Raw genomic sequence first — 18724 nt, forward strand, 5'->3', positions numbered from 1 at the left:
ATGGGCGATCCCGGACTGTTCACGCCGAACTCGGTGACCTGGCAGATGCACGGCGACCCCATGATGTGGGTCGCCGGAATACGCGCGCTCTACCTCCAGGCCCTGCATCCGCGCGCGGTGCGCGGCGTGATGCAGAACTCGGACTTCCGGCAGGACGCCTGGGGCCGCCTGCTGCGCACCGCCAACTTCGTCGGCACCATCACCTACGGCACCACCGAGGCCGCCGAGAAGGCCGGCGCCCGGGTGCGCAGGATCCACAGCATGCTCAGCGCCACCGACCCCGACACGGGGGAGCGGTACGGCGTCGACGAACCCGAGCTGCTGCTGTGGGTGCACTGCGCCGAGATCGACTCCTATCTGCACGTCGCAAGCCGCTCAGGCCTGCGCCTCACCGACGCACAGGCCGACCGCTACATCGACGAACAGCGCGTCAGCGCCCGCCTGGTGGGCCTGGACCCTGACGCCGTACCGGCGAACCAGGCGGAGATGGCGGAGTACTTCGACAAGGTGCGCCCCGAGCTGGCATGCGGACCCGGCGCACGCGCCGTGGACGACTTCCTGCTCCGCCCGCCGACGCACCCCCTCCTCGTCCCGGCGCGTGAGGTGCTGTGGCGGCGCGTGGCGCACCTGGCGTACGCCGCCCTGCCGCCGTACGCCCACGAGCTGTACGGCAGAGCCGCCCCGAAACCCGCCACCGTCACCCGTCAGTTGCGTGCCACGGGCACCCTGCTGCGCTGCGTTCCCGCACGTCTGCGCTGGCAACTCCCGCCCAAACACATCCTGCGCGCCATGGCACGGCTCGGTCCGGGCTCGCGCCCGGCACCGTACAAACTCGGACGATAGCTCGCCATACTGGACGGGCCGGGGGAGGGCGGGGCGGGCCGTGACGGGGGGCGAGCGCGGGAGATGGGGGACAGCAGGCTGATCCAGGGCCGGTACCGGCTGCTCGAACTGATCGGGCGCGGCGGTATGGGCGAGGTGTGGCGTGCGCGCGACGAGTCGCTGGGCCGGCACGTCGCCGTGAAGTGCCTCAAGCCGCTGGGTCCCCACCACGACCACTCCTTCACCCGGGTCCTGCGGGAGCGGTTCCGCCGCGAGGCCCGGGTGGCCGCGGCCCTCCAGCACCGCGGGGTGACCGTCGTCCACGACTTCGGAGAGTCCGACGGCATCCTCTTCCTGGTCATGGAGCTGCTTCAGGGCCGCAACCTCAGCCAGCTCCTGGAGGACAACAAGCACCATCCGCTGCCCGTCCCCGACGTCGTCGAGATCGCCGACCAGGTCGCCGCCGCCCTCGCCTACACCCATCAGCAGGGCATCGTGCACCGCGATCTGAAACCGGCGAACATCATGCGGCTCGCCGACGGCACGGTGAAGATCTGCGACTTCGGCATAGCGCGCCTGGCCCACGACATCGGCTTCACCTCCCGGCTGACCGGCACCGGCATCGCGATGGGCACCCCGCACTACATGTCCCCCGAGCAGATCGGCGGCGAGGAGGTGGACCAGCGCAGCGACCTGTACTCGCTGGGCTGCGTGCTGTACGAGATCGCCACCGGGGTACCGCCGTTCGACCTGGACGACCCGTGGGCGATCCTCGTCGGCCACCGCGACACCCCGCCCCGGCCACCGCGCAGCCACCGCGCCGAGCTGCCCGAGTACGTCGAGCAGGTCATCCTCGACCTGCTGGCCAAGCGCCCCGAGGAACGCCCGCACGACGGCCGTGAGCTGGGCCGTCGGATCAGCCTGGGCCGTACGACACCGCAGTACGTGCCGACCGTGGTGACCCCGCAGCCCGCCCTCAGGCCCCCGGAGCCCGCCGCCCGCGAGCCCCGCCTGCCGTCCTGGACCCGCGGCATGACCACCGGCCACAAGGCCACCGGCGCCGGACTGCGCACCACACCCCCCGACGCCGGGGCGGGCCTGACCGGCGAGTGGATCCCGCGCCCCGCCACCGGACGGCCCGACGAGGGCGCCGTACCCGAGGAGCCGCCCGCCCCGTCCGTGGCGACCCTCACCGCGCTGGCCGGACGGCACAACGCCGGGCTCAGCCTCGGCCGGCTGGGCCGCTGGACCGAGGCGGGCGAAGTGCACCGGGCCGTCGCCGCCGAGCGCGAGCACCTCCTCGGCCCCGACCACCCCGACACCCTCGCCAGCCGCTACGAGGTCGCCTTCACCCTCAGCCGCACCGGCCGCGCCGCCGACGCGCTGCGCGAGTACAAGCACGTCGCCCGCGCCCGCAGCCTGGCGCTCGGCCCGGACCACCCCGAGACGCTCGCCGCCCGGCAGGAGATGGCGTACGTGCTCGGCCAGTTGGGCCGGCACTTCGACGCCCACCAGGTCTACACGTCGGTGCTGATCGCCCGCGAGCGCGCCATGGGCGCCGACCACCCCGACACCCTGCGCTGCCGCCACAACCTCGCCTTCAACCTCAGCAGGCTCGGCCGCCTCGAGGACTCGTACCGCATGGCCGACGAGGTCGCCGCCGCCCGCGCCCGCATCCTCGGCCCGCACCACCCCGACACCCTGGTCACCCGCTACGAAGTCGCCTACGCGCTCGGCCAGCTGGGCCGCTGGGCGGAGGCCCTGCAGACCTACCGCGAGGTCGCCGAGGCCCGCGCCCAGGCCCTCGGCCCCGACCACCCCGACACCCTCTCCGCCCGCTACGAGGTCGGCATCAGCCTCGGCCGCCTCGGCCGCAGCGCGGAGGCGCTCCAGCTCTACCGCGACCTCGTCGACGACCGCACCCGCGTCCACGGCCCCACCCACCCCGAGACCCTGCGCGCCCGCCATGGCCTCGGCGTCAACCTCGGGCGCCTCGGCCGCTGGGAGCAGGCGCTCGCCGAGTCCCGCGACGTGTGCGCGATCCGCGAGCGAGTGCTGGGCCCCGACCACCCGGACACCCTGGTCAGCCGACGCGAGGTGGCCGTGAGCCTCGGCTGGCTGGGCCGCTGGCCGGACGCGCTCACCGAGTACCGCAGGGTGGCCGCCGCCCGCGAACACGTCCTGGGCGCCGACCACCCCGACACCCTCGCCAGCCGCAACGACGAGGCCCACTGCCTGCAGCAGCTCGGGCGGGAGGCGGAAGCGGTCGAGCTGTACCGGAGGGTGGCGGTGCTGCGGCAGCAGCGGGCGTCCGGCGGCCGGTGACGGCCTCACCCATGGCCGACCTGGATCATCGCGTGTTACGAAGAACCATGGCCGCACACGAGGGACACCCGGGACACCGTACGTACGACGCCGTCATCGTCGGCGGAGGCCACAACGGCCTGGTCGCCGCCGCCTATCTGGCCCGGGCCGGCCGGTCCGTGCTGGTGCTGGAGCGGCTGGACCACACCGGGGGCGCCGCCGTGTCCACCCGGCCCTTCGCCGGGATCGACGCACGGCTCTCCCGCTACTCGTACCTGGTCAGCCTGCTGCCCAGGAAGATCGTGCGGGACCTGGGCCTGGACTTCCGCGTCCGCACCCGCGACGTCTCCTCGTACACGCCCGTGGAACGCGACGGACGGCCCACCGGACTGCTGGTGGGCGGCGGCGAGCGGCGCACCCGGGAGGCGTTCGAGCGGCTGACCGGCGGCGAGCGCGAGTACGCGGCGTGGCAGCGCTTCTACGGCATGACCGGCGAGGTCGCGCGGCGCGTGTTCCCGACGCTCACCGAGCCCCTGCCCGGCCGCGAGGAGCTGCGCCGCCGGGTCGACGACGAGGACGCCTGGCGCATGCTCTTCGAGGAGCCGATCGGCGTCGCGATCGAGGACCGCTTCACGGACGACCTGGTGCGCGGCGTGGTCCTCACCGACGCCCTGATCGGCACCTTCGCCGACGCCCACGACCCGTCGCTGAAGCAGAACCGCTGCTTCCTCTACCACGTGATCGGCGGCGGCACCGGCGACTGGGACGTCCCCGTCGGCGGCATGGGCGCCCTCACCGACGCACTGGCCACCGCGGCACGCGAGGCGGGCGCGGCCCTCGCCACCGGGCACGAGGCGGTCCGCATCGACACGGACGGCCGTACCGCCGAGGTCACCTACCGCACGGCGGACGGCGAAGGCGTCGCCGCCGCCCGGCACGTCCTGGTGAACGCCTCCCCGCAGGACCTGGCAGCCCTCACCGGCGACACGCCCCCGGCGCCCGCCGAGGGCGCCCAGCTCAAGGTGAACATGCTGCTCAGACGCCTGCCCCGGCTGCGCGACAGCTCCGTCGACCCGCGCGAGGCGTTCGCCGGCACCTTCCACATCGCCGAGGGCTACGACCAGCTCGCCACCGCCCACGCCCAGGCCGCCGCAGGCGAACTCCCCGCCGCGCCCCCGTCCGAGATCTACTGCCACTCCCTCACGGACCCCACGATCCTCGCCCCTGCCCTCGTCGAACAGGGCTACCAGACCCTCACCCTCTTCGGCCTGCACACCCCGGCCGGCCTCTTCGAGCGCGACAACGACGCCGTACGCGACGAACTGCTGAAGTCGACCCTGGCCCAACTCGACGCCCACCTCGCCGAGCCGATCGCCGACTGCCTGGCGACCGACGCCGACGGACGACCCTGCATCGAGGCGAAGACACCCCTCGACCTGGAACGCGACCTGCGGCTGCCCGGCGGCAACATCTTCCACCGCGAGCTGGCCTGGCCCTACGCCCAGGAGGGCACCGGCCGCTGGGGTGTGGAGACGCGGCACGCGAACGTGCTGCTGTGCGGGGCCGGCGCGGTGCGCGGGGGAGGGGTGAGCGGGGTGCCCGGGCACAACGCGGCGATGGCGGTGCTGGAGGCCGCCGACTAGGCGCGGACGCCGCCGTCCACCTGGAGGACCACGCCGGTCACATAGGACGCGCGGTCGCTCAGCAGCCATGCGGCGGCCTGGGCGACCTCCTCCGGGTCGGCGGCCCGGCCCAGCGGGTTCTGCGCGATGAGCCGGTCGATGATGCCGGGGGAGTCGCGCTCCCACTCCTCGACCATCTCGGTGCGGGTGAGTCCGGGGGCGATGGCGTTGACCCGGATGGCCTCGCGGCCGTACGTGACGGCGGCCGATGCGGTCAGGCTGTTGAGCGCCCGCTTCATCGCGCCGTACACGGGCAGCTCCGGGTTGGCGGCGAGGCTGCCCACGCTGGAGTTGTTGACGATCGCGCCGCGTCCGGCCGTGGCCCGGATGGCGGCGATCTCGGCCTTCATCGCCAGCCACGGCCCCTTGAGGTTGACGGCGCCGATCCGGTCGAACTCGGCCTCCGGGAGCTGGTCCATCGGGCCGGGCGGCTGGATCGTCGCACCGTTGTTGAAGGCGACGTCCAGCCGGCCGTACAGCTCCACGGCCCGATCGACGGCGGCCCGCACGCTGTCGGCGTCGGCCAGGTCGCACGGCACGAAGTCCGCGGTGCCGCCCGCCGCCCGGATCTCCCCGGTGACCGCTTTGAGCTGCGCCTCCGTGCGCGCGGCGAGCAGCACCCGGGCCCCTTCCCGGGCGAACAGCCGAGCGGCGGCGGCGCCGATGCCGCGGCCGGCGCCGGTGACGAACGCGACCTTGCCGTCGAGCAGGCCGGTCGCAGTGGTGATCGGTGTGTCGTTCATGCCGTCGAGCCTGCGACCGGCCGCACGGCCCAGCCAGGCACCGGCTGTACCTGGCTGGGCCCTGGACGCATGCGCACACTGGACGGGTGGACCGACGACAACTGGCCGACTTCCTGCGCAGCCGACGCGAGCGTGTCGCGCCCGCGGACGTGGGGCTGCCGAGCGGGCCGCGGCGCCGTACGCCGGGACTGCGCCGCGAGGAGGTGGCGCAACTCGCGTTCATCTCGACCGAGTACTACACCCGGCTGGAGCAGGCCCGCGCCCCGCACCCCTCGCGCGAGGTGCTGGCCCAGCTCGCCCGTGCCCTGCGGCTGTCGGACGCCGAGCGGGACCACCTCCACCACCTCGCCGGAGCCCCGCCCGGACCGCCGCCGGGGCCCTCGCGCGAGGTCCGCCGGAGCATCGTCGACCTGCTGCACCGGCTGCCGCGGGCGGCCGCGATCGTGATCTCGGCGACCTTCGAGATCATCGCCTGGAACGACCTCGCCGCCGCCCTGATGGAGGACTTCTCCGCCCTGCCCCGCCGCGACCGCAACCTCGTCCGCCGCGCCTTCCTCGGCCCGCACCGCGACGGCCGACGGCTCTACGGCGTGTCCGACGTGACCGAGTTCGCGCGGAACTCCACCCAGCAGCTCCGCGCCGCCGCGGCCCGCTACCCGCACGACCCGGAACTGAACGGGCTGATTCGCGAACTCCTCGACGGCAGCGAGGAGTTCGCCCGACTGTGGGCGGCCCACGACGTGACCGCCACGGCCATGCTGAACAAGACCTTCGACCACCCCGTCGTCGGCCCGGTCACCGTCAACTGCGACGTCCTCGACATCGCCGACCGCGACCAGCGGGTCGTCATCTACACCGCCACCCCCGGCTCGCCGTCCGAGGAGGCGCTGCGGCTGCTGTCCGTCGTCGGCACCCAGCGCCTGGACGTTCCCGGCTGAACCGTCAGTTCGCGGAAGCGGCCCAGCCGTTCGCGGTGATCCGCGCCGCATCCGCCGGCCGCGCCTCGTCGAAGAGCACGGTGCGTCTCGTCTCCACCCGCATCCCGTCCACGTAGGCGCCACGGCCCACGTACCGCCGGTCGGTGGCGTACCGCCAGCGCAGTGCCAGCCGCCGGTGCGCGGGGAGCTGGGCGGTGAGCCGGTGCCAGACCCGGCCGGACCAGCCGGTGACCGTGCCGGTCGGGTGGGACTGCGGCCGCTCGCCGGGGCGTGACGTGGTGAAGGGGAGCGGCTGCCAGGTGGTGCCGCCGTCGGTCGTCGCCTCCAGGGTGAGGCCGTCGGCCCCGGGCTCGGTGTCCCACCACAGGGCGCAGCACAGCCGCGCGTCGCCGCCGGACGTGTCGAGCGCGGGAAGGGCGAGGGTCGCGGTCGTGTCGCTCGCCATTGCCGAGAACCATGCCGTACGGCCGTGTCGTGGGCGGACCGGCACGGCGCGGGCCAGGTTGTTCGCGGACGCGACCCGGGGCGCGGAACCCGAGCGCCAACTGCGCACCGGGTGAACCGAGTTGCCGAGCACGACGAGGAAGGAGTCGGTCGTCGGGTCGAGGACCAGCGAGGTGCCGGTGAAGCCGGTGTGCCCCGCGGTGCGCGGAGTGGCCATCGCGCCCATGTACCAGTGCTGGTAGAGCTCGAAGCCGAGTCCGTGCTCGTCGCCGGGAAAGGCGGTGTTGAAGTCGGTGAACATCAGCTCCACCGACTCCGGCTCCAGGATGCGCGCGCGGCCGTAGCGGCCACCGTTGAGCAGCGTCCGGCCGAGGACCGCGAGATCCCAGGCGTTCGAGAACACGCCCGCATGGCCCGCGACTCCGCCGAGGCTGAAGGCGTTCTCGTCGTGCACCTCGCCCCACACCAGACCGCGGTCCAGGCCGGACCAGGGTTTGCGGGCGTCCTCGGTGGCAGCGATCTTCGCTTTCCAGGCGGCGGGCGGGTTGTAGCGGGTGCGGCGCATGCCGAGCGGGCCGGTGATCTCGTCGTGGAGGAGCGTGTCGAGCGTATGGCCGGTGATCTTCTCCAGGACCAGTTGGAGGGAGATCAGGTTCAGGTCCGAGTAGAGGTAGGCGGTGCCGGGCGCGTTGACCGGCGCCTCGTTCCAGATGAGCTGGAGCTTCTCCTCGTACGTCGGCGCCTGGTACAGCGGGATCCAGGCGCGGAACCCCGAGGTGTGGGTGAGGAGCTGACGGATCGTGATGTCCTGCTTGCCCGCGCGGCCGAAGTCCGGGAGGTAGGAGGCGACCGCCGCCTCCAGCCCCAGGGCGCCCCGCTCGATCTGCTGCACGGCGAGGATCGAGGTGAACAGCTTGGAGACCGAGGCCAGGTCGAAGACGGTGTCCTCGGCCATGGGTATCTGCCGGTCGGCCGGGAACTCGACGCCGGTGTCGGTCTTCTCGTCGTACGCCTGATAGCGCACCGCCATCCCGATCGGCTGGTGCAGGGCCACGGTGCCGCCGCGCCCGGCGAGCAGGACGGCGCCCGCGTACCAGGGGTGCTCGGGGGAGGGGCCCAGGAAGGCCTCGGCGTCGGTGACGAGCCGGCGCAGGTGGCCGGGGAGGAGACCGGCGCGTTCGGGGGAGCCGTGGTGAAGGGTGGGGTGACCGGACGCGGCTGCGGCCGGGGCGGCGGGTAACGGGGCGAGGGCCAGGGCGCCGCCCAGGGCCAGGGTGCCCAGTTGACGGCGGGTAAGTCTCGGGATCACCTCATCGGTCATCGTGAAACCTTCCTGTCGGGCGCCGGCCGTGTCAATGAGGCGTGCGCGTTCCAGGAGGCGAGCAGAAAGCTGACGGGGCATCAGAAAACCCCTTCCGTCCTCCGGAGGACTGCGGCATCCTGCGCCCATGCAGACGGAGCTGAGCAAGAAACTGGGAGTCGAGCACGCCATCTTCGGCTTCACGCCGTTCCCCGCCGTCGCCGCGGCCATCAGCCGGGCCGGCGGCTTCGGAGTGCTCGGCGCGGTCCGCTACACAGCACCCGACGACCTCAAACGCGACCTCGACTGGGTCGAGGCACATGTCGACGGCCGGCCCTACGGCCTCGACGTCGTCATGCCGGCGAAGAAGGTGGAAGGCGTCACCGAGGCCGACGTCGAGGCGATGATCCCCGAAGGACACCGGCAGTTCGTCAAGGACACCCTCGCCAAGTACTCGGTCCCCGAACTGGCCGAGGGGGAGGCGGCCGGCTGGCGCATCACCGGATGGATGGAGCAGGTCGCCCGCACCCAGCTCGACGTCGCCTTCGACTATCCGATCAAGCTGCTCGCCAACGCCCTCGGCTCACCGCCCGCGGACGTCGTGGAGCGCGCCCACGACCGGGGCGTGCTGGTGGCCGCCCTCGCGGGCAGCGCCCGGCACGCCCGCAAGCACAAGGAGGCGGGCATCGACATCGTCGTCGCCCAGGGCTACGAGGCCGGCGGCCACACGGGCGAGATCGCCTCCATGGTGCTCACCCCGGAGGTGGTCGAGGCGGTCGACCCGTTGCCCGTGCTGGCGGCCGGGGGCATCGGAAGCGGCCAACAGGTGGCTGCCGCACTGAGCCTCGGCGCCCAGGGCGTGTGGCTGGGCTCCATATGGCTGACCACCACCGAGGCCGACATGCACTCGCCCGCCGTGACCCGCAAACTTCTCGCCGCCGGCTCCGGCGACACCGTCCGCTCCCGCGCCCTGACCGGCAAGCCCGCACGCCAGTTGCGCACCGAGTGGACCGACGCCTGGGACGACCCGAACGGGCCCGGTACCCTCCCCATGCCCCTCCAGGGGCTGCTCGTGGCCGAGGCCGTCTCGCGGATCCAGAAGTACGAGGTCGCGCCCCTGCTCGGCACGCCCGTCGGCCAGATCGTCGGCCGGATGAACAGCGAACGCAGCGTCCAGGCCGTCTTCGACGACCTCACCCGCGGCTTCGAGCGGGCCGTCGACCGCATCAACCGCATCGCCGGAAGGAGCGGCCAGTGACCAACACCCCCGCGGCACACACCGTCAGCACCCCGCCCGTCGGCTTCTGGGCCCAGGCCGCCGCCGACCCGGACCGCCCGGTCCTCGTCGCCCCCGACGGCGAGCAGTGGACCGCCGGGCGCCTGCACGCCGCCACCAACCGCCTCGTCCACGGCCTGCGCGCGGCCGGCCTCCGGCGCGGCGACGCCTTCGCGGTCGTCCTGCCCAACGGCGTCGAGTTCTTCACGGCCTACCTGGCCGCCTCCCAGGCCGGCTTCTACCTGGTCCCCGTCAACCATCACTTCGTCGGCCCCGAGATCGCCTGGATCGTCGCCGACTCCGGCGCCAAGGTGCTCATCGCCCACGAGCGCTACGCCGACCCCGCCCGCCGGGCCGCCGACGAGGCGGGCCTTGCGGCCACCCACCGGTACGCCGTCGGCGAGGTCGAGGGCTTCCGGCCGTACGCCGAACTCCTCGACGGACAGCCGGAGTCCGCGCCCGCCGACCGCACCCTCGGCTGGGTCATGAACTACACCTCGGGCACCACCGGCCGCCCCCGCGGCATCCGCCGCCCGCTGCCCGGCAAGCCCCCCGAGGAGGCCTACCTGGGCGGCTTCCTCGGCATCTTCGGCATCAGGCCCTTCGACGACAACGTGCACCTCGTCTGCTCACCGCTCTACCACACCGCCGTGCTCCAGTTCGCCGGCGCGTCCCTGCACATAGGGCACCGGCTGGTGCTGATGGACAAGTGGACGCCCGAGGAGATGCTTCGCCTGATCGACACCCACAAGTGCACGCACACCCATATGGTCCCGACCCAGTTCCACCGCCTCCTCGCCCTCCCCGAGGACGTACGGGCGCGCTACGACGTCTCCTCCATGCGGCACGCCATCCACGGCGCCGCCCCGTGCCCCGACCACGTGAAACGCGCGATGCTCGACTGGTGGGGCCCCTGTGTGGAGGAGTACTACGCCGCCAGCGAGGGCGGTGGTGCCTTCGCCACCGCCGAGGACTGGCTGAAGAAGCCCGGCACCGTCGGCAAGGCCTGGCCCATCAGCGAACTGGCCATCTTCGACGACGACGGCAACCGGCTCCCGCCCGGCGAACTCGGCACCGTCTACCTCAAGATGAACACCGGAGGCTTCGCCTACCACAAGGACGAGGCCAAGACGAAGAAGAACCGCATCGGCGACTTCTTCACGGTCGGCGACCTCGGCCACCTCGACGAGGACGGCTATCTCTTCCTCCGCGACCGCAAGATCGACATGATCATCTCCGGTGGGGTCAACATCTACCCGGCCGAGATCGAGTCCGCCCTGCTCGCCCACCCGGCCGTCGCTGACGCCGCCGCCTTCGGCATCCCGCACGACGACTGGGGCGAGGAGGTCAAGGCCGTCGTCGAACCGGCCCCCGGCCACGAACCCGGCCCCGCGCTCGCCGCCGCCATCCTCGACCACTGCGCCGGACAACTCGCCGGCTACAAGCGGCCCAGGAGCGTCGACTTCATCACCGAGATGCCGCGCGATCCCAACGGCAAGCTGTACAAGCGGCGGTTGCGGGAGCCTTATTGGGAGGGGCGTACGCGGCCGGTGTGACCGGAGCCGCACGGTGTGCGTGGGTCATGTCCGCGGTCGCGGGAAGGTCTCCAGGGCCTGGGCGAGGCCCGTGGAGTCGGTGCCGATCTTGCGATAGGCGGAGGACAGCAGTTGCCGTACGCCCTGCTCGGTGAGGCGCAGTTCCTTCGCAATCACCCCCACCGAGCGGCCCTGGACCATCAGTTCGGCCGTTCGTCGTTCGTGAGCGGTGAGGGTGTCCGTCTGCGCGTAGCGCAGGGGCAACGGCCGCAGCCCGGCCGCCGAGAGCTCTTCCCTGGCGCGGGCGGCGAGGGCATCGGCCCCACAGTGAACGGCGCCTTCCAGTCCTTGGTAGAGCCGGTCGGCGGCCTCCTGCACCCGCCCGTTGCGGGACAGCGCGGCGCCGTGCCCGACGAGCGCACGGGCCAGTTCGTACGACGCGGGTGACCGCTCCAGTTCCTCGACGGCCCCGGCATACAGGTCGAGAGCGGCCGGACCGCCGGTCACCTCGGCCTCGGTGTGGAGGGCCTGGCCGATCGCGGACGCCGCACCGAAGTCCCGCGCCCGCTTGACGGCGTCCCGGGCGAGGGAGACCGCCCGATCCGGGGCGGTGGGGGCGAGGGCGGACGCCAGGTTGAGCTGCCATGGGCACCAGGCGGGGTTGTGCCAGGCCCGCGACTCCAGCCAGTCCCCGACGTCGGCCAGCAACTCTGCCGCCTCGGGGCGTCGCTTCTCCGCCAGGAGCAGTTCGGCGTACACCGTGCGGGGATCGGGGAAGATGACGGCGTTCGGGACCACGTCGCCATAGTGGTAGGCGTCGGCGAGGCGGCGCGCGTCGGCGGTCCGTCCGCGGGCGAGCAGGATCTGGATGAGGATGCCGATGGCGAACCACTGGGCGGGTACCGCGCCTTCGACGCGCTCGGCCGTGCGCAGCCCGGCCCGGACGAGTTCTTCCGCCTCGGAGAGGCAGCCCCGGCGGTAGCGGATGTAGCCGAACAGGGTCTGCCCCTGCGCCAGGTGGGAGCCGCTCCATCCCTTGTGCTCGCACTCGGCCATACCCTTGGAGAACAGCTCTTCGGCCCGCCACGGCTGGTCGCAGTACATGAACAGCAGGGCGACCGCGACGGGCACCTCGAAGCCGCGGTTCTCGTCGGTCCAGCTCATCCCGCCGCGCAGCGCCTCCTCGGCATGCCCGAGGGCGGTTCGCCGCGGCTCGCCGCGTACCAGGGCGTCCCACGCCCGCAGACCGAGGATGTAGCGCTCCTCCAGGCCGCGGCCGGTCAGCTTGTCGGCCAGCCTCGCCAGCCGGCGTGAACGGGCGGAGGAGTCGGGCTCGTCGGTGCGGAACGCACTCCAGACGAAGTGATCGGCCTGCATGCGCAGTTTGACACGGGGATTGGGGGCCCGCCGCGCCTCGTCGGCGGCCACCTCCGCGGCCTCGGTCAACCGGTCGGTGTTGGCCAGCGCCTGGGTCAGCCGGTAGACGATGGAGGCGCGGAGGTCGGGGTCGATTCCGGGCTCTTTCAGCGCCTCCCGGAGGTGGCAGACCGTGGCTGTGGGCTCGATCAGGAAGGTCGAGCAGGCGAGTTCGTGGAGGAGCGCGGCACGGTCCTCCGCAGGGGGCGGTTCCCGCAGCGCCCGGGTCAGCACGCGCCGGGCGGCCTCCGGGGCCCCGGCACGGAGGTACTCACGCGCGGCGGCCCGCAGGCACGCGACAGCCTCGGGCCGGCCGTCGCAGGGGACCTCCAGCAGATGCCGGGCGGCAGCGGTGGGGCCGAGCCCGGCCACGTGGGCGGCGTCGGCGGCCGCGTTGTGCATGCCGACCCGCAGGCTCGGAGGGATGGCCCGGTAGATGGTCGTGGCGATGAGCGGGTGGACGAACTCCAGGTTGCCCCCGGGCCCGTCGCCGTCCGCGAGGATGCGGGAGGCGCGCAGCTTCTCGGCCGCCTCCGCGGCTTCCTCACTGCCGAGCACCGCGATTCCCGCGGCAAGCTCTGGTGAGAAGGACCCACCCAGTACGGCGGCGGCCCACGCGAAGCGGACGGTGCTCGGGCCGAGCCGACGGAGGCGCTCGATCAGGCCGGGGCCCTTGACCGCTGCCGCGAGGTCCCGCATCACGGGCAACTCGTCCTGGGTGCCCTTCACTTGCCGTTCGTCGAGCCTGATGGCCAGTTCGACGGCCTCGAAGGGGCTTCCGCCGGTGACCGTCCAGCACTCGCCGCAGAACTCGTCCTCGGCCGCCTCGCCCAATGTGGCCCTGACGATCCGCGCCACACCGGCCTCGCCGAGCGGCGACAGGAGATGAGGGCGCTCCTCGTGGCGCTCGACGAGCGTGCGGAACGAGGTCGCGTCGGGCGGGAGTTCGTCGGGCCGGTAGGCAACGACGATCAGGAGCGGGAGATCCGCGACCCGGGGGGCGAAGGAGGCGAGCCAGTCGAGGGATTCGGTATCGGCCCAGTGCAGGTCGTCCAGGAGCAGAACGAGGGGCGTATTCAGTACCGTGAGGCGCGTCATGACCCAGTCGAGGCCGTCGCGCACTCCGGTCGGGTCCGGCATATGAGTGGTGTCCGTCGCCTCGAGGCCGAGCGCGGCGCCGACGATGTCGTACCAACTGCCCAGGAAGGCCCGACGCTCCGTCTCGCTCATCATCGCCAGGGCGGGCTGCATGACCTGGCGGACGACGCGGAACGCCAGCCCCTGCTCCTTCTCGCCGCCCCTGCCCGAGAGCACCGTGAATCCGTGCGCGGCGGCGCGGGTGCGCGCCGCCGCGATGAGCGTGGTCTTGCCCAGCCCGGCCTCTCCGGTGAAGGCGAGCAACCCGCCGCGCGGCGCCCGGGGCACCCCGTCGACGGCGCCACGCAAGCCCGACAACGCGGAGTCGATTGCCTGAAGTTCCCGGTCGCGTTCGAGTAGGGGCCGGTGTTCGGTGATCGGTTGCCGCAGCCCATGGGCCATGTGGTCTACCGCTTCCTGTCGTTGCTCCCCGCCGGACGGGGCGAGCGTACGCCTCATGGCGGCCCGTTGGCCGGGTTGGAACAGGAGGTCGGCAGGGAAGGGTGAATTTTTCACGGTAGGCGTTCGAGTTTCGGCCCTTTGGGTAACATATCCCGCTCCCGCTTGGGCCCTTCGCTGCGGGTGACCGGTCGGGCAGGGGCTCACGGCATGGCGGATGCCACCACCGTGTCCGCGTACCGCGGCACAGTACGGGACCAGAAGTAACATCCGGGGATCCAGCCGGCCATGCCCTCCACATAGCCGACGCCGGCTGCGCTCAACTCCGGCCTGATCTCACTGTACTGCTCCTCGAACTCGCTGATGGTCCAGTTGATGCGCCGGATGGCCAGCGTGACGGCCACCGGCAGGGAGCACTGGTGTGAGCGCTGGTATGCGAGGGCCAGATTGATCACACCGCCGGCCCGCTGCTCCTTCACCGCGGAGAAGAGGTCGGCTATCCACACCGCCGCGTCGACCGACAGCCGCCCCAGGCGCCGTACGACGGGATGCCGCAATTCCTCCGGGGCCAGCTCGTGCAGATGCGCGGCCTCGCACAGCGGGTGGAACGGCTCGATGCCCGCGATGAGGGAACGTATCGTCCGACACAGTCCGCTCGCCAACGGCACGGAGTGGGTCTGGGCCACCGCCTCGTACAGCAGACCGTGCACGTATTCACGACTGTTCCAGGCCCATCGTGCGGCCTGAGCGGGTGTGCACCGCTCCTGGACCTGCCGTTGGAGGTCGGCCAGGGCGGCCCCGAGCGGGGTGTCCGGCGGTTGGCCGTCCCGCAGGATCCGGACGCTCTCGCTCAGCATGGGCAGCAGCCGCCCGGGCCGCTGCAGGCCGACGTCTTCCGCCCGGTCGTCGAAGATGAACTGGTAGGCGATTTGGTTGGCCATGATCTGGAGGAGGCCGGAATCCACGGTCGGGCTGTTGTAGGCCGCGAGTTCGGCGGGGCGGGTATAGGAGATCATGGCCGCTACCGCCGGATCATCGGTAAGCCCCCAAGCACTCAGCCATTTCTCGACGCCCGCCGCTGCCTCGGACGCGTGGGGATTGCTCTGGAACGGGAAGGGCATATAGAGGTTCGCGTCAATCAGCTCCCGCAGGTTGACGGCGGGAATTCCGCTCCGCGCTGCGATCGTGATTCCCTCATGCGTAGTTGACATCGTCACCACCTGCCGTTCGGGGATCGTGGACGCCGGAAGTCTGCGTTGCCCGGGGGGCGAGGGATGGCGCCCGAGGCGGTGTGCCCACCGGCCGTTGCGCTCGTGGTTCGCAGACCATGACCAGGTCCCTCGGGCCCAAGGACGCTGCGGGGCGCAGCCGTTCGATGTGTCCGGGCAGATGGCGCAGCCGCCAGTGGCGGGCGATGTACGCGATGGCCACGGTGGCTTCCGCCATGGCGAACGTGTCGCCGATGCATTTCCGGGCGCCCGCGGCGAACGGGATCATCGCTCCGGGCGGGACGGCGGCCGCCTGCCCCGGCAGCCAGCGGTCGGGGAGGAAGCGGTCGGGGTCGGGGAACGAGGCGGGGTCGTGGTGCAGGAGGTACGGGCTGTACAGGACGGTGGCGCCCCGTGCGAGACGGTGCCCGGCGAGATCGGTCTCCTTGGTGGTCACCCGGGTGAAGAGCCAGCCCGGCGGGCGGTGGCGAAGGGTCTCGGTGAGGACGTGCCGGGTGTGGACGAGGCGCGGCAGCTCATCGGAGCCGGGCGGCCGCCCTCCGGCGAGCACGGCGTCGACCTCGCTGTGCAGGCGGCCTTCCTCCTCAGGATGGAGCGCCAGGAGCTCGAAGGCAGAGGCGAGGCACAGGGAGGTGGTCTCGGCTCCGGCGAATATCAGCGTGAGCACCTGGCTGCGGAGTTCCGGCTCGGTGATCGCCGCCGATTCGTCGTCGCTCCGCGCGGCCGTCAGCAGGACCCCCAGCAGGTCGTCCCGGGCACGAGTGTCCCGTCGGCGCTCGGCGATGACCGTGTCGACGATCGCGCGCAGACGGGCGGAAGCGTGCCGGAAACGCCGGTTGGCGGGCGTGGGAACCCGGAACGGGGCGTCGACCGGCACCACCGTCCGCAGGAACAGGCCGCGGACGATGGTGACGAGGCAACGGTGCACCTCAGCGGCCTTCGCGGCGTCGAGCGAGTCGGAGAAGAGGACGCGGCTGATGACCCGTGCCGACACCGTCAGCATGGTCGCGCTGACGTCGATCTCCTGCCCCGCCCGCCATTCGCGGCACACCGACTCCACTTCCTCGCCCATCAGTTCCGTCTGACCGGCGATCCGGGCCTTGTGGAAGCCGGGTTGGAGGAGCCTGCGCTGCCGCCGGTGTGCCTGATGGCGGCAGGTGCCGACGCCGTCACCCAGGAGCGTGCGCAGCCTGTCGTAGAGCGGGCCCCCCTTGTCGAAGGTGCGCGGATCCATGAGCACTTGGTGGACGAGATCCGGGTGGCACACCATCCAGGCCCGCACGGGACCCAGGCGTATCTCCACCAGATCCCCGTGAGCGGGTAAGGAATTGAGAAAATCCAGCGGTCGCCGAAACAAAGCGATACTGTGGCTGACGGTGGGGAATATGCCTGGCGCAATCCCCACCCTCCAGGTGTGTCCTGATGCAGGCACGACACGACTCACCGCAAACCCCCTGTCTCAATCGCCACGCGAAAGTCGGTGAATGCTCCACCGAGTTGGCGCTCGAGTCATGTCCTGCCCAGTTCAACCAGCCGTCGCTTTCATGAATCCTTTCTGCACAGGGGCGCACAGGAGCACAGAGAAGCACAGCAGCATTCGGCCGTGGTCGCCCTCGGGAGAGCTGAAAAGCGGGTCCAGCCCGTTGAAAGGGGCGGGACGGCATTGCTGTTACCTGTGTTCGTCGACCGTCACCACACGCAACACGGGCGACGACAGGATGTCCTTCTCACAGAACCGCGCCGTCACCCACTTCTCACCGGAGAACAACCGGGTCTGGTCGCTGAAGTGCGGCGAGTGGGGGTGGGACGACTGTGCGTACGTCAGCAGCGTGCGTGCCACCGGGCAGCGGCTGCCGTCCCAGCCCACCGCCTGGATGTGGCTGGAGCCGGTCGTCACCTCCGTGTAGCCGCCCCGCGCCTGGTCCCACACCGGCTCGATCTTGTTCCACACGCCCATCCCCTCGGTGCCGCCGTGCACGGGGATGCGTTGGCCGTTGCGTACGACGACCTGGTGCTCGCCGAGGCGCGAGTCCAGCGCGATGCCCGCCGCCCGCAGCTCGGCGACCGCGTCCGCGAAGGCCGTCGCGAAGCCGGGAGCGCCGGTGTTGAGCGTGTTCGGGGTGCGCACCGGGTCCGCCGCCGAGAACGGCACCTTCCACCGCTGCGCGGCCGGTACCGTCGCGTTCAGCTTCCGCCAGAACCGGTCGAAGAGCAGGGCGCCCCGACTGCGGGTGTCCATGGTGCGGTCCCAGGACGCCAGCACCGGGCAGGCCCCGGACACGTCGACGGCCCTGCCGTCACTGCCGGTCGCCGTCCCGCCCGGCAGCGCGGCACACGCCTGCGCCACATCGGCCGCCGCCAGGTCGCCCGCCGGCACCCGGTTCGCGAACTGCTGCCGCTCCAGGTCCCGGACGGTCAGCCTGCCCCGCCCCGCGCCGCCATCGCCGCCACGTCCTCGATCGCGCCGCGGGTGCGCACGGAGCGCTGGGTTCCGATGCTGCCGAAGATCCGCTCGTAACCGGTCAGCGGCCGGTCGGCGTTGCTGAGCCACGCGCTGTCGTTGGAATTCTCCAAGTTCATGATCAAGGCGTATCTTCTCTGCATGCCCACCCGCGTAACCAGGCCGCCCAGAGCGGTCATCTACACTCGCGAGATTAACGACCCACGAGGCGACGCGGTCAACGTCTCAGCGCAGGAAGAGGCGTGACGGAAGCTGGCCGCAGATCTCGGCTGCTGGGGCTTGGGCTGGTCGGCGGCGCAGCCCCAGGCTCACTGCCGTCCGGCTCACGCAACCCTCCACGCCCGGCTGGAGGCATTGGCCGACACATTCGCCGACGATGACGATGCCGATCCCCTTGAGTACCGCGCTGCGTCCCGCAGGGTGAAGGAGAAGATCGCGGCTGTCGAACAGGAGATCGCTGATGCCGCAGCAGCAGCCTCCGTCAACGAGCCAGGCCCGCTCGATGGCGTGGAACCGCCAGAGCTGGTACGGCGGCACACCGTTGATCCGGACGACGCCTTGGCGTGGTGGCGCGAGGAATACTCCCTGGAACAGCGCCGCAAGATCCTCAGCACCCTTGCCACGGTGACGCTCGTGCGCGCCCGGCAAGGACGGCCTGCCGGGTTCTTCCCGGGCCGTGGACAGGGGTACTTCGACCCGGACTCCGTACGCATCACGCCGATCGGGTCCGGTCGGTGATCCCGCGCGTCGAGGTCACTGTGGGCGGCTATGAGAGCACCTGTCGACGATCCAGCGCCACAAGTGGGTCTACTACGACCTGTGCCGCTTCCTCAGAACTCCGTTCTACGGCCGGGCCCTGCTCAACCCGTACCCGTTCGGCCGACCCTGGCCGCTCGCCATCGCGTACACGCCTGAAGTGCGTGCCTTGCTGCGGTGTGCCGAGGTCGTGTCCCTTGTCGTAGTGTAGCCGATCATCCGGCGGTCGTGTTGGTGGTGTTGGGTAGCGCGGGGGCGCTTTCGGGGCGTTGGGCGGGGTAA

At 71.8% G+C, this 18724-nt stretch carries 12 protein-coding genes and 1 pseudogene; 7 read left to right on the forward strand and 6 right to left on the reverse strand.

Annotated elements, in window-relative coordinates; genetic code table 11:
- From ACP4J3_RS43260 to ACP4J3_RS43270, 3 genes are all read left to right on the forward strand, one after another.
- Nucleotides 1-843: an oxygenase MpaB family protein gene (locus ACP4J3_RS43260; RefSeq protein WP_426542434.1), complete on the forward strand. Its 843-nt coding sequence runs from the start codon at nt 1-3 to the stop codon at nt 841-843.
- Between the two features lie 63 nt (nt 844-906).
- On the forward strand, nt 907-3147 hold the full coding sequence (locus ACP4J3_RS43265) for a tetratricopeptide repeat protein (protein ID WP_426542435.1): 2241 nt from the start codon (nt 907-909) through the stop codon (nt 3145-3147).
- 47 nt (nt 3148-3194) lie between these two features.
- Nucleotides 3195-4769, forward strand: coding sequence for a phytoene desaturase family protein (locus ACP4J3_RS43270; RefSeq protein ID WP_426542436.1), 1575 nt, complete (start codon nt 3195-3197; stop codon nt 4767-4769).
- Here the strand turns inward: ACP4J3_RS43270 and ACP4J3_RS43275 are convergent.
- A complete protein-coding gene (locus ACP4J3_RS43275) occupies nt 4766-5551 on the reverse strand; it encodes an SDR family NAD(P)-dependent oxidoreductase (protein ID WP_426542437.1) in 786 nt (261 codons plus the stop codon). The two genes, ACP4J3_RS43270 and ACP4J3_RS43275, sit on opposite strands and share 4 nt — an antisense overlap.
- Nucleotides 5552-5637: 86 nt before the next feature.
- Between ACP4J3_RS43275 and ACP4J3_RS43280 the strand changes: the two genes are divergently transcribed.
- A complete protein-coding gene (locus ACP4J3_RS43280) occupies nt 5638-6489 on the forward strand; it encodes a helix-turn-helix transcriptional regulator (protein ID WP_426542438.1) in 852 nt (283 codons plus the stop codon).
- Nucleotides 6490-6493: 4 nt separating this feature from the next.
- Here ACP4J3_RS43280 and ACP4J3_RS43285 read toward each other — a convergent pair whose 3' ends face one another.
- Entirely contained in the window at nt 6494-8254 is a 1761-nt protein-coding gene (locus tag ACP4J3_RS43285) for a serine hydrolase (RefSeq protein WP_426542439.1), read from the reverse strand.
- Nucleotides 8255-8381: 127 nt separating this feature from the next.
- Here ACP4J3_RS43285 and ACP4J3_RS43290 point away from each other — a divergent pair, with 127 nt between their 5' ends.
- Both ACP4J3_RS43290 and ACP4J3_RS43295 read left to right on the forward strand, forming a co-directional pair.
- Nucleotides 8382-9491: an NAD(P)H-dependent flavin oxidoreductase gene (locus tag ACP4J3_RS43290; RefSeq protein WP_426542440.1), complete on the forward strand. Its 1110-nt coding sequence runs from the start codon at nt 8382-8384 to the stop codon at nt 9489-9491.
- Nucleotides 9488-11065 (forward strand): acyl-CoA synthetase, encoded by a 1578-nt coding sequence (locus ACP4J3_RS43295; protein ID WP_426542441.1) that lies wholly within the window; start codon nt 9488-9490, stop codon nt 11063-11065. The genes ACP4J3_RS43290 and ACP4J3_RS43295 overlap by 4 nt, the downstream gene beginning before the upstream one ends.
- A 24-nt stretch (nt 11066-11089) precedes the next feature.
- Here the strand turns inward: ACP4J3_RS43295 and ACP4J3_RS43300 are convergent, their stop codons facing one another.
- The 4 genes and pseudogenes from ACP4J3_RS43300 to ACP4J3_RS43315 form a co-directional block, all read right to left on the reverse strand.
- Nucleotides 11090-13999, reverse strand: coding sequence for an ATP-binding protein (locus ACP4J3_RS43300; RefSeq protein WP_426542442.1), 2910 nt, complete (start codon nt 13997-13999; stop codon nt 11090-11092).
- 200 nt (nt 14000-14199) lie between these two features.
- Complete coding sequence (locus tag ACP4J3_RS43305; RefSeq protein WP_426542443.1) at nt 14200-15207, reverse strand: (-)-alpha-amorphene synthase; 1008 nt, start codon at nt 15205-15207, stop codon at nt 14200-14202.
- Nucleotides 15191-16528, reverse strand: a complete 1338-nt coding sequence (locus tag ACP4J3_RS43310) for a cytochrome P450 (protein ID WP_426542444.1) — start codon at nt 16526-16528, stop codon at nt 15191-15193. Before ACP4J3_RS43310 ends, ACP4J3_RS43305 begins: the two co-directional genes overlap by 17 nt.
- Before the next feature lie 366 nt (nt 16529-16894).
- A pseudogene (locus ACP4J3_RS43315) lies at nt 16895-17796 on the reverse strand (penicillin acylase family protein); the annotation flags it as partial.
- Between the two features lie 244 nt (nt 17797-18040).
- On the opposite strand from ACP4J3_RS43315, the gene ACP4J3_RS43320 reads away from it, so the two are divergent.
- Nucleotides 18041-18424, forward strand: coding sequence for a hypothetical protein (locus ACP4J3_RS43320; RefSeq protein ID WP_426542445.1), 384 nt, complete (start codon nt 18041-18043; stop codon nt 18422-18424).
- Nucleotides 18425-18724 lie beyond the last annotated feature (300 nt).

The organism is Streptomyces sp. UG1 (assembly GCF_049974585.1).
Taxonomy (GTDB): domain Bacteria; phylum Actinomycetota; class Actinomycetes; order Streptomycetales; family Streptomycetaceae; genus Streptomyces.

Bases quoted from the DNA above. Each gene is read 5' to 3' on its own strand.
- ACP4J3_RS43260 (WP_426542434.1), top strand. From the start codon at position 1: ATGGGCGATCCCGGACTGTTCACGCCGAACTCGGTGACCTGGCAGATG.
- ACP4J3_RS43265 (WP_426542435.1), top strand. From the start codon at position 907: ATGGGGGACAGCAGGCTGATCCAGGGCCGGTACCGGCTGCTCGAACTG.
- ACP4J3_RS43270 (WP_426542436.1), top strand. From the start codon at position 3,195: ATGGCCGCACACGAGGGACACCCGGGACACCGTACGTACGACGCCGTC.
- ACP4J3_RS43275 (WP_426542437.1), bottom strand. From the start codon at position 5,551: ATGAACGACACACCGATCACCACTGCGACCGGCCTGCTCGACGGCAAG.
- ACP4J3_RS43285 (WP_426542439.1), bottom strand. From the start codon at position 8,254: ATGACCGATGAGGTGATCCCGAGACTTACCCGCCGTCAACTGGGCACC.
- ACP4J3_RS43290 (WP_426542440.1), top strand. From the start codon at position 8,382: ATGCAGACGGAGCTGAGCAAGAAACTGGGAGTCGAGCACGCCATCTTC.
- ACP4J3_RS43300 (WP_426542442.1), bottom strand. From the start codon at position 13,999: ATGGCCCATGGGCTGCGGCAACCGATCACCGAACACCGGCCCCTACTC.
- ACP4J3_RS43305 (WP_426542443.1), bottom strand. From the start codon at position 15,207: ATGTCAACTACGCATGAGGGAATCACGATCGCAGCGCGGAGCGGAATT.